The organism is Paenibacillus sp. FSL R5-192, assembly GCF_000517845.1.
In the GTDB taxonomy this organism is placed as follows: domain Bacteria; phylum Bacillota; class Bacilli; order Paenibacillales; family Paenibacillaceae; genus Paenibacillus; species Paenibacillus amylolyticus.
The window spans coordinates 324,071-341,808 of sequence record NZ_ASPR01000014.1; the positions used below are offsets into that span (position 1 = coordinate 324,071).

9 protein-coding genes are annotated in these 17,738 nt (G+C 43.0%); 5 read left to right on the plus strand and 4 right to left on the minus strand.

Annotated features, from left to right (window positions below):
* Nucleotides 1-3 precede the first annotated feature (3 nt).
* Entirely contained in the window at nucleotides 4-8,028 is an 8,025-nt protein-coding gene (locus C161_RS09860) for an immunoglobulin-like domain-containing protein (RefSeq protein WP_235193779.1), read from the plus strand.
* A gap of 95 nt (nucleotides 8,029-8,123) precedes the next feature.
* Here C161_RS09860 and C161_RS09865 read toward each other — a convergent pair whose 3' ends face one another.
* Complete coding sequence (locus C161_RS09865) at nucleotides 8,124-8,654, minus strand: hypothetical protein (protein WP_051449678.1); 531 nt, start codon at nucleotides 8,652-8,654, stop codon at nucleotides 8,124-8,126.
* A gap of 208 nt (nucleotides 8,655-8,862) precedes the next feature.
* Between C161_RS09865 and C161_RS09870 the strand changes: the two genes are divergently transcribed.
* A complete protein-coding gene (locus C161_RS09870) occupies nucleotides 8,863-9,531 on the plus strand; it encodes a Type 1 glutamine amidotransferase-like domain-containing protein (RefSeq protein ID WP_036670009.1) in 669 nt (222 codons plus the stop codon).
* Between the two features lie 232 nt (nucleotides 9,532-9,763).
* On the opposite strand, the gene C161_RS09875 is transcribed toward C161_RS09870, so the two are convergent.
* Nucleotides 9,764-10,702, minus strand: coding sequence for an FAD:protein FMN transferase (locus C161_RS09875; RefSeq protein WP_036670010.1), 939 nt, complete (start codon nucleotides 10,700-10,702; stop codon nucleotides 9,764-9,766).
* Nucleotides 10,703-10,711: 9 nt separating this feature from the next.
* Nucleotides 10,712-11,641: a LysR family transcriptional regulator gene (locus C161_RS09880; RefSeq protein ID WP_036609797.1), complete on the minus strand. Its 930-nt coding sequence runs from the start codon at nucleotides 11,639-11,641 to the stop codon at nucleotides 10,712-10,714.
* A gap of 180 nt (nucleotides 11,642-11,821) precedes the next feature.
* Here C161_RS09880 and C161_RS09885 point away from each other — a divergent pair, with 180 nt between their 5' ends.
* Both C161_RS09885 and C161_RS09890 read left to right on the plus strand, forming a co-directional pair.
* Complete coding sequence (locus C161_RS09885; RefSeq protein WP_036670012.1) at nucleotides 11,822-12,436, plus strand: NADPH-dependent FMN reductase; 615 nt, start codon at nucleotides 11,822-11,824, stop codon at nucleotides 12,434-12,436.
* A 13-nt stretch (nucleotides 12,437-12,449) separates the two neighbouring features.
* Nucleotides 12,450-14,876, plus strand: a complete 2,427-nt coding sequence (locus tag C161_RS09890) for a flavocytochrome c (protein WP_036670018.1) — start codon at nucleotides 12,450-12,452, stop codon at nucleotides 14,874-14,876.
* A 140-nt stretch (nucleotides 14,877-15,016) separates the two neighbouring features.
* Here the strand turns inward: C161_RS09890 and pdxR are convergent, their stop codons facing one another.
* A complete protein-coding gene (gene pdxR / locus C161_RS09895; RefSeq protein WP_036670020.1) occupies nucleotides 15,017-16,432 on the minus strand; it encodes a MocR-like pyridoxine biosynthesis transcription factor PdxR in 1,416 nt (471 codons plus the stop codon).
* Between the two features lie 152 nt (nucleotides 16,433-16,584).
* Here pdxR and C161_RS09900 point away from each other — a divergent pair, with 152 nt between their 5' ends.
* Nucleotides 16,585-17,634, plus strand: coding sequence for an LLM class oxidoreductase (locus tag C161_RS09900; RefSeq protein ID WP_084650117.1), 1,050 nt, complete (start codon nucleotides 16,585-16,587; stop codon nucleotides 17,632-17,634).
* The last annotated feature ends 104 nt before the right edge of the window (nucleotides 17,635-17,738 follow it).

Here is a 17,738-nt window from a genome sequence, read left to right on the forward strand (position 1 = left end):
CTAATGTTAGTTTTACTTATGACCTTCAGTAGCTGGTTTAATCTTGTTCTGCCATTTAGCAATCAAGCTTCAGCGGACACAATAACACCAACGATGTTGGCGCATTATCCATTGCTTGAGCATGTACAGGATATATCAGGTAATGAAAAGCATGGAACGGCCGTAGGAGCAATTACGTACACGGATGGTCTCACTTTACCTGGGGGAACAGATAGTAATACAAACTACGTTCAGCTTCCTACTGGTTTGTTTGATAATCAAGAAAATACAACGATATCTGTATGGATCAAGAGCAACACAGGAAGTGGGAACTACTCAGCATTATTCTACGGTACTCCAGCAGCTGGCAATAACTTGCCAACGAATTACTGGATGTTTAATCCATCGAATCCAAGTGGTGATTTTAAGTCAGTATTTACGAATAACAATAATGTTGACCAGCCTTGGACGACTGAGGTAGGGGTATCAGGCCCTTCAACGAAACCGTACGAAGGTCAATGGGTTCACTATACGACGGTTATTACAGAACGCTCTATTACAGGTTATATCAACGGTGTTCATATAGGCACGAGCGCGAAAGAGAAAACAACAGCAAGTTTTGGTACGGATCTGCATGCTTACATCGGTCGCTCCAATTATTTAGGGGATGCTACTTTTGCGGGTAGCTTTCAAGATTTAAGAATTTACGGAGAGGCACTAAATAATGAAGATATCGCTGTAGTATATGAACAATCGTTTAATGAAAAGCAAGTACAACAAGGCAAAATAGAGTTAACGTTAGGAGACATATCGGCAGTTACAGAATCTCTTGAACTGCCTACTGAAGATAAGAATGGCGCAATGATCTCATGGACTTCTAGTGATGAGAGTGCGATTAGTCCAACTGGGGAAGTGTTCTTACGAGAAATGGAGCAACAAGTGACGTTAACTGCAACCATTTCTTTAGGTGGAAGCCAGGCAACGAAGGAGTTCATGGTTACCTTACTACCTAAGGATGACTCTATTGAGCAGATTGCCGTTAAGAATGTTTCGCTTAATGAACCTACATTTATTTTATCAGTGGGGGACAGCGAGACATTAGTGGCTACTATTTCACCTTCAAATGCAACGAATAAAAGAGTTATCTGGACATCTAGTGACTCCAGTGTAGCGATTGTCAATTCAACGGGTAAAGTTACAGCTGTTAGTGAAGGTACAGCCACAATGACGGTACAGACTGAAGATGGAGAGTTTACAGCTACATCAGCCGTTACCGTTAAGGGAAAATCGCTAAAAGATGATCTTATTCTTCATTACAACATGAAGACGACTGAAGAAGTAGACGGTCAACTCGTACTGAAGGATGTTGCCAATAAGGCAGTTACATTTGACGGAATATTTAGAAATCCAAATAATGGACAATTCATTTCAAACAGTGAGGTTGGCTTTGTCTCCTTCAATGGTGGAAGCTCTACATCTAATAGTGGGCATATTGAGATTCCTAAGGGCTCAAATGGACTAGATCTACTACACGGTCTAAATGAGATTACAGTATCTTCAATCGTGAACTGGACAAATGATGGGACGAATCGCTGGATCTTCGGTTTGGGTACTGTATTAACTCCAGAAACGAACAAATATTTCTTCGTAACACCACGTCACGGTAGTGGATCAGGTAATATGATTGCTACAGGTATCTCTAAAAATGGCTGGCCGAATGAAGCATTAGTTACAGGTAGCGCAAACTCAAACCTTATCGGTGGGCAGTGGAAGCATGTAACGGTGTCCTTGTCCGAAGCTAGCAATAGGATAACGTTATTCGTGGATGGAGTTAAGGTTGCTTCGGGTAATGCAAAGGGACTAAAGCTGTCAGAAATTATTAATCCGGATGCTACTTTCTCTGGCTTTATCGGTAAATCAATCTTCTCAAACGATCCATACCTTCAAGGTAGCGTAGCTGATTTTCAAGTATATGATCGTGCGTTGACGGAGCAAGAAGTAGGCGAGTTATATCAACAAGAAGGAGCAACTCACATCTCCAAAATACGTCAGCTCACTGTTGATGATGCAGCGAATCAACTTAACATCAGTCGTTACTTAGGTGAAGGCGATAAGAGCACCGATAAGATAACAAGAAACGTTACATTACCTACAAGCGGTAAAAACGGCGTGAGCATTACTTGGAGTTCTAGTCATCCTACTGTCATTTCTAACCATGGCACTGTACAACGTCCAGCTGTTCAAGCAGGTGATGTTCAGGCAGAGCTTACGGCCACTTTAACGTATCAAAGAGTATCAACTACAGCTGTATTCCCTGTTACGATCTTGAAGCAATTCGATGATCAGCAGAAGGTTGACCTAGACGCTGAACAAATAGAGATCTACAATGCTGACAACGTTAAAGGTAACTTACGTCTTGTCGCTACAGGTGAACAAGACTCCACCATTACATGGTTATCTAGCAGACCGGCAGTTGTGAAAGGAACGGCTGAAGCGGCTGGTAATGCTACACAGCTAGGCTGGGTAAGCCGTCAAGCTACGGATACGCCCGTTACGCTAATAGCTACAATTACGAATGGTGCAGCTTCTAAACAGCTTACGTTTAACGTTACGATTAAACAAGCAACTGCGCCAGTACAGCATGATGCTTACTTTTTTGCGTACTTTACAGGTGAATATGAGGGTGGTGAAGAGATATCCTTCGCTACAGCTGAAGATCCATTGTTCTGGAAAGGGTTGAATAATGGTAAGTCGATCCTTCAATCTGATATGGGTGAAAAAGGACTTCGTGATCCATTCGTTATTCGGTCACCAGAAGGTGATAAATTCTATATGCTGGCAACCGATTTGAAAATGGGCGAAAGTACAAATTTCGACCAAGCTCAAATTACGGGTAGTCATTACATGATGATCTGGGAGTCGGAGGATCTCGTTCATTGGAGCGAGCAGCGTATGATCGAGGTTGCTCCTAAGAATGGAGGAAATACGTGGGCACCCGAAGCTATCTATGATCCGGTAACTGGAGAGTATATTGTATTTTGGGCATCATCGATGAAAAACACAGAGACATATGGTGATTATAACGGAAGACCTGCAGGCCAGTACAATGTGATGTACTACGCAACAACAAGAGACTTCTACAACTTCTCTGAGCCAAAGGTCATGATTGATGAGTCACTTCCGACCATTGATACGACGTTTATTGAGCATAATGATATGTTGTACCGATTCACCAAATCAGAAGTGAATACTAAAGTGTATGTGGAGAAAGCACCAACTTTTTATTATGACAAGGACGGTATTGCAGCAAACGGCCTTCAATACGACGCTGTTCCGGGTACACGTGATAATAAACTTGGCTTGATCGGAAATAATGGAAACAACGAAGGGCAAACGATTTTTAAGGATAATAATAAAGACCAATGGTATCTGTTCCTTGATTCATGGCCATATCATGTTCGATATACAACAGATCTGGATAGTAGCACGCAATATATGAACAATGTATTAAGTAGTGATAAATATGCACTGCCGCCAGGACCACGACACGGGACGGTAATTCCAATCTCACGTGCAGAGTATGATGCTCTGCAAGAGAAGTATGCATGGAAAGGTCCAGCACCATCAACAGACCCGGTTGTACATTACTCATTCGATGCAAATACAGTGAATGGTACAACGGTGAATGACATTTCTGGCAACGGTCATCACGCAACACTAGTAGGTGGAGCAACGATTAATGAAGAGGATCGCATCGGTAAAACGGGTGGTGCACTAGAGCTTAATGGATCAACAGGATATGTGAAGCTGCCAGATAACTTGATTCAATCCTTGAATCTTGAGAAGGCTACGTTCTCTACATGGGTTCAAATGGACAGAAATCAAGCAAATCAAAGAATATTTGATTTTGCTTCCGAGACAGGCAGACAGGCTAACCGCAACACCATGTACTTGAGCACACAAGGGGATACAGGTAGTTTGGAGTTCACTGTTGTAACACCTTTTACAGAGAAGTTTAGTAGTGACAGCACGCGACTAGGATCAGAATATAAATATGCGGTGAGAAATGCTGGGCTATTACCAACGAAGACTTGGCAGCATGTTGCCATTACAATGGATGAATTTGATGCAGTATTGTATGTGAATGGTCAAGAGGTTAAACGTAGCTCGACATTTAACGTTGAGCCGAGAATGTTACTGGAAACAACGATGAATTATATTGGTAAATCGAGAAACAGTTCTCATAGTTTATTTGATGGTAAATTGGATGATTTCCGTATTTATAATCGTGCATTATCCGTTGAAGAGATTGCAACATTAGCTGATGAAGACGTTACTCCTCCAGTAGAGCAGCCATCCGGGGCAGAGCTCATTCTTCACTACGATATGAATGATATCGATGGTGCGACGGTTATTGACCAAACAGGAAACTTCAACGGGAAATGGATGAATCCGTCTAAAGCAGAATGGATTCGTACACAAGATGCTGGTGTACTAAGCTTTACTGGTGGCACAACTAACTCTTATGTAGAGCTACCACAAGGAGTACTTGATGGATTAACGGATATGACCGTTTCATCCATTATGAACTGGAGCGGTAAAAACGCTGCGGAGTGGTTATATGCATTAGGAAGACCAAACAATAATACACACTATACGTACTTCACACCACGTTATAACGCTAACGGTCTAGCTCGTTTAGGTATCGCGACGAATGCTTGGAATAATGAGTCTTCAACTTCCACCACGGGCTTAAAGAATAATGAATGGAAAGTAGTTACGACTGTTGTTTCAGGCACGGATGGTACACTTACGCTTTATATTGATGGTGTTGCAGTTGCATCAGGCTCAACGAATGGAATGACACTAGAACAAATAAAAAATACTTCAGGCAGTAGTGGAACCATCGGTAAGTCATTCTATCCAGCTGATCCATACTTCGGCGGGTTGATTGCAGACTTCCAAATCTATGACGGTGCTATGACTGCGGCAGATATTAAGTCACTTAAGGCCCATTCAGATCAGAAGATTGCTTTAATGGAGGGCATGCTTGTATCGGCTGCGACGGAAAAATTAACGATTCATGATCTTCTCGCTGCTAATGCATCAAAAGATACGATTATAAGCAATGTCACATTGCCAACATCAGGTGCTTATGGCACAACAATAAGCTGGACTTCAGATAAGGGGAATGTCATCTCAACTACAGGTGCCGTAACTAGACCAGCTAACGCAAAAGGTGATCAAGTTGTAACGTTAACAGCAGTATTTACAGATGGTACAGAGACAGTTAACAAAACTTTTCAGTTGACGGTTAAGGCATTGCCAAACGATGTCACTTCTGTAGATGAAGCAAAAGCAGCACTAGTCGTTCATAACATGAATGATGTAAGAGGTCATATAACACTACCAGCATCTGGACTATACGGAACAACAATTACTTGGGCTTCTGCACAACCGAACGTCGTTTCAGTTACTGGAGAAGTAAAACGTCCGGCACACGGTAGTGGAAATGTAGATGTGAAGCTTACAGCTACGATTAAGTTAAATTCAGCATCCACTACGAAGGAATTCATTGCGAAGGTGAAGGAACTGCCTGCTGATGAAAAATATGCGGGATACTTTTTCACATATTTCACTGGAGAAGGTACTGCAACAGGCGAGCAAGTTTACTTTGCACTAAGTAACGGCAATGATCCATTGAACTGGCGAGAATTGAATGACGGTAAACCGGTATTGACCTCTACCTTAGGGGAGAAAGGGGTACGTGATCCGTTCATTATTCGTTCGCCTGAAGGTGACAAGTTCTACATGATCGCTACCGATCTGAAAATTAACGGCAATGGTAACTGGGGTAGAGCACAGACATGGGGCAGTCGTTCCATTATGGTGTGGGAATCGAATGATCTAGTCAACTGGACAGATCAACGCATGGTAGAGGTTGCACCGGAAGAAGCGGGCAATACATGGGCACCAGAAATTATGTACGACAAGACAACGGGTGAATATATCGTATTTTGGGCATCAAGAATGTTTGATGATGCATCCCATACAGGCGATGCTTATCAAAAAATGATGTATAGCAAGACAAGAGATTTCTATACGTTTACTGAACCGCAAGTATATTTGGATTATGGATATTCAATCATTGACACAACGATGATTGAGCATGAAGGAAAAGTGTATCGCTTTACGAAAGATGAGCAAAACAACGGAGCTTCTGCTCCATTTGGCAAGATGATCTTCCAAGAGGTGGGTGACTCGATCTTAGATCCAACCTTCAAGATGATTAATCAAGGCGTTGGTAACATCAAATGGGTCGAGGGTCCAACGATCTTCAAATCAAATACCGATGAAAAATGGTATTTATTCGTAGATGAGTTTGGTGGAAGAGGTTATGTTCCATTCGAGACAACAAATCTTGCATCAGGTGTCTGGACATTATCTTCTAACTACAACTTACCAGCTAGTCCGCGTCACGGAACGGTAATTCCAATTACACAAAGTGAGTATGATGCACTCAACGGGAAGAACGTACCCGTTAGCGGAATTAGCTTGGACAAAACGACGTTGTCAATCGTAGAAGGTCAATCAGGGCAATTGACAGCTACGGTAACACCAGCTAATGCAACGAAAAAAGCAGTAACATGGAGCTCTAGCGATACAGCTGTAGCGACTGTAAGTGCGACAGGTCAAGTAACAGCGGTGGCACCAGGAACAGCAAGGATTACAGTAACTACAGTGGATGGTGGTTTATCATCTAGCGCTACGGTAACGGTAACACCATTGGTTGATGGAACACCACAAGCACCAAGCAGTGGTAATGGAAATGGTGGCGGTGACGGTAACATTCCTGCACCTACAGTACCACCAGCTCCAGGTGGAAATGAGCCAGTGGTCATGGACAACGGCCAAATAAACATTAAACCAGTTGTAAATGAGAGCGGTACTTCTGAAGTGAAGTTAAGTGCGGATACAATGAAGCGTGCGCTTGATCAAACGACAGGCGGTAAGCTACACATGCGAGTTGAAGCAGATGAGAGCTTGAACGGGCTAACGATGGAGCTCGCAGTAGATGCGCGCTTAACAAGTGGATCTTCTACGGTAGATCGCATCGAGATCAACATAGGCTCTGCAGTTGTAACAGTGGCAACCGAACTGCTTGGAACAGGAACAAGTGCAGGGAAAACGTTAGGATTGTCGATTAAGAAAATTGCAGCTAATCAACTGCCAGCTGGCGCACAAGCTCAGCTGAACGGTGAGGTCGTATACGATATCGAGCTAACGATTGATGGTAAGAAACTTACACAGTTTGATGGCAGAGATGATCTCGTGATTGAATTGCCATACACACTAAAGGCTAACGAAAATCCAAACAACGTCGTCGTATACGATGTGAAGGACAACGGAGAGCTAAGAGTCGTGACGAATGGTAAATACAATGCAGCGACAGGAAAAGTAGAGTTCAAGCCAACGTATCTGAGCAAGTATACGGTAGCGTATGTTGCAACGAGCTTTAAGGATGTGACTCAAGACTGGACGAAGGATGCGATCTCAGCATTGGGGGCAAGAGGCATTGTGAAGGGTGTAGGCGACAGCGGGTTTAATCCGAATGGTCAAGTGACAAGAGCAGAATTCATCACCATGCTGATGAAGTTGTTTGAGCTATCGGATGAGAGCGCAACGACAAGCTTTAGTGATGTGAAGCAAGGAGAATGGTACCATGGAAATATCGCAACCGCGCAGAAGCTGGGGATTGTGAACGGGAAACCAGATGGACGATTCGGAGTTCATGAGAACATTACGCGAGAAGATATGGCGGTTATGGTATACAAGGCGATCCAAATTAAGCAACTAGCGTTAGCAAGTGGTGAAGCTACAGCCTTCAAGGATGAAGCAAACATCGCAAGTTATGCGAAGCAAGCGGTAGAGGCAATACAGGGAGCAGGCATAATAAACGGTGTAGGTAACGATGAGTTTGCACCGAAAAAGAATGCTAGCCGTGCAGAAGCAGCAGTGATGATCTATAATTTGTTGGGTTTGATGTAGACACATTAAGTATAGAGAAACGCCATCACATTACGTGATGGCGTTTTTATTTGGAATACTGGGGAACTCAGTGTACAAGGAAGAGTTTTTGTTGTCTATTCAGAGGTACGCGCTTTTTGCCTTGTCTCAATTAATTTGAATACGTCATCCACGTCGAGGGAAAACATCATGCTCTTGCTCGTTATCGGCTGGAAGTGGAATTCCAGCTTTTCTTTGCCGAATTGCTTCTCTAACTCCGTCCACTGCTCCGTTGACAATAATAGAAATGCCAACGTGTCACTGCCCAGGGATTCCATAAACCATCGAATCTGATATTGGGGAGCGATCATCTCCTCCATAGCCCGAACGGCACTGTCCCGATCAGTCCAATCATCGGCGAACGGAATCGTCAGCGTACGCTCGTCCGAACTTAACACGATATCGACGCCCCTTGGTTTGTCGATTTGGATAATTTTACACTGAATTTGGTGAGATTCCGGCAGTTGGCCGTTAAAGTAATGGATGATATCTCCCTCGTCTTCTCTCCAATCAATCCAGATTAACGACTCGTACTCGAAAAACTGTTCTATGACGTCTTCATCGGACGAATGTTTCAAGACATGGATAATCGGTTGAAGCGTACTCATTGTCATCCCATCCCTTATATAAAGTTGATATATACTCTATATTATCCTATAAGATGATCAGTTCTGAATAGGGCAACAGACATACTGCTTTTCGGAAATAGAACTACTCTCATCTTTCAATTCGATGTTATGATAATGGAGAGTTGTCTTTTAAGTTTAATTTTTAAAAATAGGAGCATGTCAATTATACATATGGAGGTAATAACGTTTGAGTACTCACTATTATTTCAGTTGGTTTAATGATTTTTTTCCAGAAAAGCTGGTCGGGCGGTTACATGAGGATATCACAGATAGAAAATCGCTTGTGATGATAAGCGCTAAGCCGTCTGATTATGAAGGAGAGCAAGTGAACTTTGAGGATATTACGGAATGGACTTGGTTAACGCAGGCTAACCTTAGTTTTGATGAATATCACTTCATTGATTATCGTATGCAGAAAGAAGAGGCTCATCAGTTGATTCGGAACGCTTCTGTCATTTTTATGTGTGGAGGATATCCTGTTCAGCAGCACGAGTTTTTGGCGGAATATGAACTATCCGATATTATTAAGAACAGTAACGCCGTTATCCTCGGTGCAAGTGCCGGTGCATTAAATATGGCTGCAAAATGGATATCCTCGGCTGATACTAATCCTAAGGATGAAACAACTACGTTTTATGAGGGTCTGAGCTTTAATTATTTTGCCTATGAATCTCATGCTAGACGCGACTACAGCACGTTTGTTAAAGGATACCTGTTTCCACTATCTGAACAGATGAATGTTTATGCGGCAGAGCAGGAGAGTGCTATTCGTGTAAAGGATGGTAAAATTGATATCTTAGGCCCTGTATATTTAATTTCTGAATCTAAAATTCAGAAATTGATGGAAACGCTCTGATATACATACGGTTTGTAAACAGCTGCAGAGAATGAGCATTTTTAGACCGCCTTCAATGGCGGTTTTTTTAGCTTTAAAGGTTTTGGATGCTCCTAGGGAATCAAAAAAATCTGGGTATAACAGCGATAGGAAAGTTATTCTGTCATCTGAGTGACCTGTGTAAAAAGGAAAAATTAGCTTGTTGCCTCTACCATCTTTTTCGGAAATGTAGCCAATCAACAATCTCATAACTTTACCCTGATATCGGATGGATTTTTCCCCTAAGATTCTCGGTGTAGGCCAGGTCACCCTCTGTTGTGATGACGGCAGCCTCGATATGTTTCATTTGATTTACTTTATGAACAATGGAGACCGCATCTAACCCAAATAATTCTGTAGTATATATATCGCAGTCGAGCGATCGATCCGCAATAATCGTTAAAGAAGCGATATTACTTTCGATTGGATAGCCTGTTCCGCTGTTAAATATATGATGGTACTGACCCCCTTTCTTCTCTAAAACTCTCTCGTATATTCCTGATGTAACGACGGATTGCTCCCGTATACTAACGAGTGCTGCTGCATTTCCTCTAGGTAAAAAGGGATTTTGGATTCCAACTTTCCAGTGACTGGACCCGGTGGGAGAATTGCCATGAACCAGAACATTGCCGCCCATATCGACCATAGCTGATGTAGCTCCGTTTTTCTTGAAAAATGACATAACTTGATCAGCAAAATAACCTTTAGCGATCGCTCCAAGGTCGATTTCCATGCCTTTTTTGAATAAATGGACCGTTTGTAGCTCATCGTCAAGCTGTATCTGCTCCGGATTCAAGAGCTCCAGCACCGCTTTAATCTCGGTATCCTCCGGCACATGTGCCTCGCGAAAACCAATTCTCCACAATTTGATCAAAGGCCCTATCGCAATATTTAAAAATGAATCTTTATTCAGGCTGTGTTCTTTGCCTATCTTAATAAGATCATACAGTTCCTTGTCTACTCTAAGCGGATGTGATGCGGCTTCTTTTTTTAGCATGGCAAGCTGCGATTGCCCACTGTTGGCACTAAATACTTGTTCATAATGGACAAGCATATTCACGGCTTCCTCGGCAAGCTTTTCAGCATCTGTCCCCTTGATATAGAGGGATATGTTCGTTCCCATGAGCGGTATCGTTCTCGTAAAAGGTTTCATGATAGCCTCCTATATTGCACATTGTTGTCCGTGATTGAGAAAAGTATGGATGAGGTCATGATCCACGCTATGCAGCTTTTTTTCTCCATGATGGGCTATAAAATAATCCAGACTCATCTTCTCTACAGGGATTGGATAGATGTTGTATTCCGAAGGGCACTCCTTGATATGGATACTTTCAGGCACAAAGGTCAGACCTAAATTATGCTTTGCCAGCTTCAGTACCGTGTAGATTTCATTGCTCTCCATAACGATATTAGGCTGCACCTTGTAGACACTGAGCAATTGATCAATCTGTTTTCGGATTGCCGAACCTTTGGACGTTAGAATAAGCTTTTGATTCAAAATGGTGCTGATCTCAATCGTGCCCTCCGGGATGACTGCAACATTCTCTTGATATAATTCGCAGCAACGCGGAATGATGGCCTGGTAACTGTGCCTGCCCCAGTTAAACGAGTTCAAGTTAGGGGAGATACTGCTTGAATTTTGCCCGATCCAGAAGTCCAGCTCATTATTTTGGAGACGTTTCTCATTTTTTTCAGGTAAATCCTCGACAAGATTAATTTTATAAGCAGGATGAAGCTCGAGAAAATCTGGTAAAAAAAGGGGCGTTAAGTACACACCAAGGCTCGGAAGAATGCCGATCCGTATCACCTTATTGCCAATATCCGATACATATGAGATTTCCCTAATAAGCTTGGCGTAGCTGTTTTCGAGTGAAGTTAAGTATTGATAATATATTTTCCCCTGCTCGGTTAATCGGTACGGAAGTTTGTTGCGAGTGATTAGCTCACAGCCCAACTCAATTTCGATTTTTTTGATAACCTTTGTGAGGTAGGGCTGAGATATGTAAAGGGATTGTGCGGCCCTGCTATAGTTGCTGTATTTTAATAGGCTGTCAATGTAACACAAGATATCTTGAGATTCTAACTTAGACATGTTCCTCACCCCTTGTGAAAAAAGTAACAAACTTTGAATTTGAGGTGATTATAACAAATTAGTTATCAAACTGCAATGAATAACTATTAGATCATTTGAGCTTTGATATGTTAGAGTTAGGCCGAAAGATTGAGCCTGACAGTAACGAACATCATCTCGAATGACAGAGAGGGGATTACGATGAACTATTTAGCTATCGTGGGCACGAATTCGGATGTGTCAACGAACCGGACGTTGCTTCAATTTATGCAAAAGCATTTTGCTAGTGAAGCCCAGATTGACTTGTTTGAAATTAAGGATATGCCTGCTTTTATTGAAAAAGATGAATTAGAGGATGCTGAAGTTGATATTCCTGTGAAGGTACAAGACTTATTAGATCAAATTTCTAAAGCGAAAGGTGTCATTATCGCTACTCCTGAGTATGACCATGCAATCCCTGCCGTTCTGAAAAGTGCGCTGGAATGGATCAGTTATACCACTCAAACCTTGAAAGACAAGCCTGTTCTGATTGTGGGTGCTTCACATGGTGCGCTCGGTTCTTCCAGGGCACAAGCGCATCTTAGACAAATCCTGGATTCGCCTGAGCTTGGTGCGAGAATGATGCCTAGCAGCGAGTTTCTTTTGGGAAAATCCCAGAGTGCATTTGATAGCAGTGGTAATCTCATTGACGCTCAAAAAGTGGCCGAGCTTGACGAAATCTTCAATGAGTTTGTTTTGTTTACGGAGATCACTACGGAACTGTTATCCAAAAGGACGTTGAAGAAAAAAACGAAAAAATTTTCCTGGCAAGAGTAGGGGGCTAATCACAATGAAAATCATAGCGATCGTTGGCACAAATGCAAAGAAATCGTATAATCGCAAGCTGCTTCAATTCATACAAAAGCATTTTGAGTCCAGAGCAGCCATTGAAATCCTCGATATTACAGATGTTCCGATGTTTAATCAGTCCGATAATCAAACAAACAGTGCAATTATACAATCGTTTAATGAAAAAATTATGGCAAGTGATGGTGTCATTATTGCGACTCCAGAATATAACCATTCCATCCCTTCATCTCTTAAAAGCCTGCTGGAATGGTTGAGCTTTGAAATCCATCCGCTGGCTGGAAAACCCGTGATGATCATAGGTGCGTCACAGGGAACACAAGGTTCCTCGCGTGCACAGCTGCATCTTCGTCAAATCCTGGATGCACCAGGTGTCGAAGCTAACGTGATGCCAGGGTATGAATTTTTGCTTGGCAGCGCACATAAAGCATTTGACGAATCAGGCAACCTGAACAATGAAGGAACGATCGATTTCCTGGAAATATGTTTCCTGCGGTTCCTTCGGTTTGCCAAAATTTCAAATCAGCTGAACGAAGAAGAAGAATTCACTTATAATCCCGGTGTGTATGAGATCAATGCTATAGGTCACAGTGGCAATCTGCCGATGAAGGTATCCTTTAGTGAAAATAGAATTGAAAGCATCGATATCGATTCGAAGGGTGAAACCGAAGGCATCGCCGATGTTGTTTTTGTAAGAATTCCGAATAAAATCATTGAGGGACAGACGCTGAATGTAGATGCTCTCTCAGGTGCTTCTGAAACCAGTAATGCTGTCATCAATGGTGTAGCCAAAGCGGTTAAGCTTGCCGGAGTGAATCCTGACATCCTGAAAAGACGTCCAAAACCTGCTAGCAGCCAGATGAAAGATGACGAAGAATACACTTGCGATGTGGTCGTTGTAGGTGGAGGTGGCGCAGGACTCAGTGCTGCTGCTACAGCTTTACAACAAGGAGCAAGTGCGATTGTACTTGAGAAATATCCTGCTGTTGGGGGGAATACGATCCGCTCAGGTGGTCCTGTCAATGCTGCAGATCCTGTATGGCAACAACAGTTCACTGAGAATCCAGGGGAAAGACAGACGATTGAGAATTTATTAAGTACCGATGAGAGCTTGATCCATCCAGAATATGTAGATGATTTCCATGCACTCAAAGAAGAGTTTACTGCATATCAGGATAAGTTCGGCACAGAAAAGGCTTATTTATTCGACTCCCCACTTCTTCACAGAATGCAAACGTATTTTGGGGGCAAACGTACAGACCTGAATGGGAGCATGATCTATGGACAATACGATCTGGTCAAAGTACTTACAGACCGTGCCTTGGAAAGTGTAACGTGGCTTGAGGATATCGGGGTTGAGTATGATAAGAGTATCGTATTTGCTCCAGTGGGTGCCCTTTGGCGTCGTGGCCATAAACCTGTCAAAAGTTATGGCTCTGCCTTTATCATTGCACTTAGCAAATATGTAGAAGAGCATTCAGGAAAAATTATTACAGATAGCCCGGTCAAACAATTGATCATCGAAGATGGAAAAATAACAGGTGTTATCGCAACAGGTGTCAATGGTCAGAACATAACCATTCATGCCAAAGCCGTTGTGCTTGCCAGCGGCGGTTTTGGTGCAAATACACAGATGCTCAAGGAATACAACACATACTGGAGCCATATTGACGATGATATCAAAACAACAAATTCCTATGCGATGACTGGTGATGGAATATCGCTAGGTAAGAGTGCAGGAGCAGCGCTGACAGGCATGGGCTTCACTCAAATGATGCCTGTAGCCGATCCGGATACGGGCGAACTCTTCAGTGGACTGCAAGTACCGCCTGAAAACTTTGTCATTGTTAATAAAAAGGGAGAACGATTTGTTAATGAATTCTCTGGACGAGATGTCTTAACGAAAGCAGCTATCGAGCAGGGAAGTTTATTTTACCTGATTGCGGATGACGAGATCAAGAAAACGGCAGCGAACACAAGCCAGGAAAAGATAGACCGTCAAGTCGAAGAAGGTACCTTGTTCAGAGCCGATACGATAGAAGAACTGGCAGTGAAAATCAAAATGGAACCTGAAGTTCTTCGAAATACGATTGATAAGTATAACTCATATGTGGATGCGGGCTTTGATCCGGAGTTCCATAAGGATACGTTTAGCTTAAAAGTCGAGAAGTCTCCATTCTATGCTACGCCTAGAAAGCCGGCAGTTCACCATACCATGGGCGGAATTAAGATCGACACCCAAACTCGCGTATTGGATGAAAACGGTCAGCCGATTGCACATCTGTATGCGGCTGGAGAAGTTGCAGGAGGTATACATGCAGGCAACCGTTTAGGCGGTAATGCCTTGACGGATATCTTTACTTTTGGACGAATCGCAGGTAAGACTGCTGTTGATGAGATGAATGATTAGAATGTTAAAATAAGAAATATAGATCACTCTAGGTTTCCCATATGTAAAGAACCCGCTAAACACAAGGATTTCCGAGTGTACAGCGGGTTTTTTCGATGTGGAAATGGTTTGGTTTTGTGGTCGTGGTCACACGAATGTTCTCAGACCCCAAACCAAGCCCGATGAAGGGCATATACGCCTTCTGTAATATCCTCAATACTCAATCCACCAAAACCAATCTGAACCATGGATTGCTCCGCTTGAGCTGGTTGTGCCCAAAAGGGGGATACCGGGTAGACCTGAACACCTTCCTTCTCAGCAGTAGCAATCAGCTTGTGTTCATCCATTCCGTTATGTACACGCAATAAAATATGAAGTCCTGCATCCTCACCAATGATGGTAACTTGAGCACCCATCATCTTCTGAATCATCGAAATGAGTGTGAATTGCTTCTGTCGATATACCTTCCTCATCTTGCGAATGTGGGCTTCCCAATGTCCATTACTCATAAACAGCTCTAGGGTGTTCTGCTGAAAATGAGAGACCGTTTGATCATATAATCGGTAGTCTTGTTTACGGTGTAGTTCTAACATGGTCTGTGGTAGAACCATATACGCAATTCGTAATGAAGGAAGAAGGCACTTTGAAAATGTCCCCAGGTAAACGGTTCGCTGTTGAGTATCCAGGCTTTGCAAGGAAGGTATCGGTTTGCCGACATATCTGAACTCACTATCATAATCGTCCTCAATAATGATCCCATTCTGGTCTGTTGCCCATTTCAGTAATTGCATTCTCTTGGCGAGAGGCATGACCATTCCATAGGGGAACTGATGTGACGGTGTAATGTAGACGATGCGGGAATTGCTTTTGTATAACTTATGGATATGAAGTCCATCTGCTTCCAGCGGAATAGGGTGAATGTTCAGACCTTTATGTTGAAAAACCGTCCGAACACCGTCATATCCCGGGTCTTCCATCGCGATACCATGACTAACGTCACCTAGTAATCCGGATAACACACCGAGCAGGTATTGAACACCAGCTCCAATTATAATTTGATCAGGTGAACAATTTACTCCCCTAGAACTGTGCAGGTAATTTGCAATTTCAGATCGAAGTCCCGGTTCTCCAAGAGGATCGCCATAAGAGAACAACTTCATTTGATTCTGGAGCAAGCTCTGATTGGATAACTTGCGCCAAGTGGCAAATGGAAAATGCTCAGCATCTACGTCACCATAACGAAAATTGTATCGAATCTCTGGGCTATCCTGAATACTGTTTTCCAACCAATCCTTACTCACTACATTGGACAAGGGCAATGTTTCCAGCTTCAAATCCATTATGTATAAGCCACTTCTAGGTCTGCTCTGGACATAACCTTCGGCTAATAACTGTTGATACGCCATATCCACTGTATTACGGCTAATGTGGAGGTGGCTGGATAGTGAGCGAATAGAGGGAAGTCGAGAATCGGCTGGTAACTTTCCGTTCAAAATCTCTTTTTTAATATAGTGATAAAGCTGAGCGTATAACGGATCTCCAGACTCTCTGTTCAACAATAATGTTAAATCAATCATGCTAATCCTCCTCGTTGCCAGAACTGACCCTATGATTTTGTTGAGAGTTGTCACTACTTATGGGGTCAATCGATGGTTACAATTATATCAGTTCCGGTCGAATTGAAAAGATACCAGTACACTGGATTACTATTGTTGTAGGAGGAGAAGGAATGAACAAACCTATAGATGTTATGGAACGAATAGAAAATCCGTCAACACAAGCGGTGGAAAACTTCAATCAACACCCTGGTTTCCGCCGTATGTTTGCCCCAGACCAATTAACAATAGGGCTGTTTTTACCACTTAAATTTTATAAAGGACACATGGATGTTCTAAAAGGACAAGCTGACCTCGTGGAAAGCATTGATCAACGCAATTTTGCAGCTGTATGGGTGCGAGATGTCCCTCTATTTGATCCCGGCTTTGGAGATGCTGGACAAGTATTTGATCCATTTGTCTATCTAGCCTATCTTGCTGCAAGAACCCAAAACGTCTCCCTAGTAACAGGAAGCGCGATCTTCACGCTTCGCCATCCGATTGATTTAGCCAAGGCAGCTGCATCCATTGATGTACTTTCGGGCGGACGACTTGTGTTAGGGATTGCTTCTGGCGACCGACCTGCTGAGTTTCCGGCTTATGGGATAGATGGGGAGCATCGTGATGTGCGATTCCGTGAGACGGTGGAGTTTTTTCGTGAGCTTATACAGGATAGAACTGGCGCAATTCAATCTTCTCTTGGTCAATTGAAAGGGCTTGAATTGCTCCCGAAACCAGCAGCTGGTGGTATTCCGCTCGTTGTGACAGGCTCAAGCAGGCAGTCTTTAGATTGGATTGCGAAGAACAGTGACGGCTGGCTCACGTATCCCGAAGCAACGGCAAACGAATCTGGTCCTCAGATGCTTGGCCATAAGATTAGTGCCTGGCGTGAAAAAATACCTAATGGCATGTTTAAGCCGCATATGACCAACGAATGGATTGATCTGGTGGAAGATGTCAATTATCCTCGAACACCGCTTCGTGGCGGGTACATATTACGTACAGGTCGGGCAGGTTTGATTCAGCTTTTGGAGGAATGGCGATCAGTCGGCGTTAATCATGCTGCACTAGGCATTCATTTTTCGAGTCGGCCTCCTGCTGAGGTGATTCAGGAGTTGGCAGAGGAAGTATTGCCGCTCTTTCCCACGCATGTGGGTCCGAAGCCGTTGTTTACAGGGTGGTAGAGCATAAAATTATTGCCTGATGACACAGATGGCTTTTCTCCGCATTTCTGTTAACGATCCTCTAGATACCATAACGAAAAAGACGTCATTACGAAATATATTAT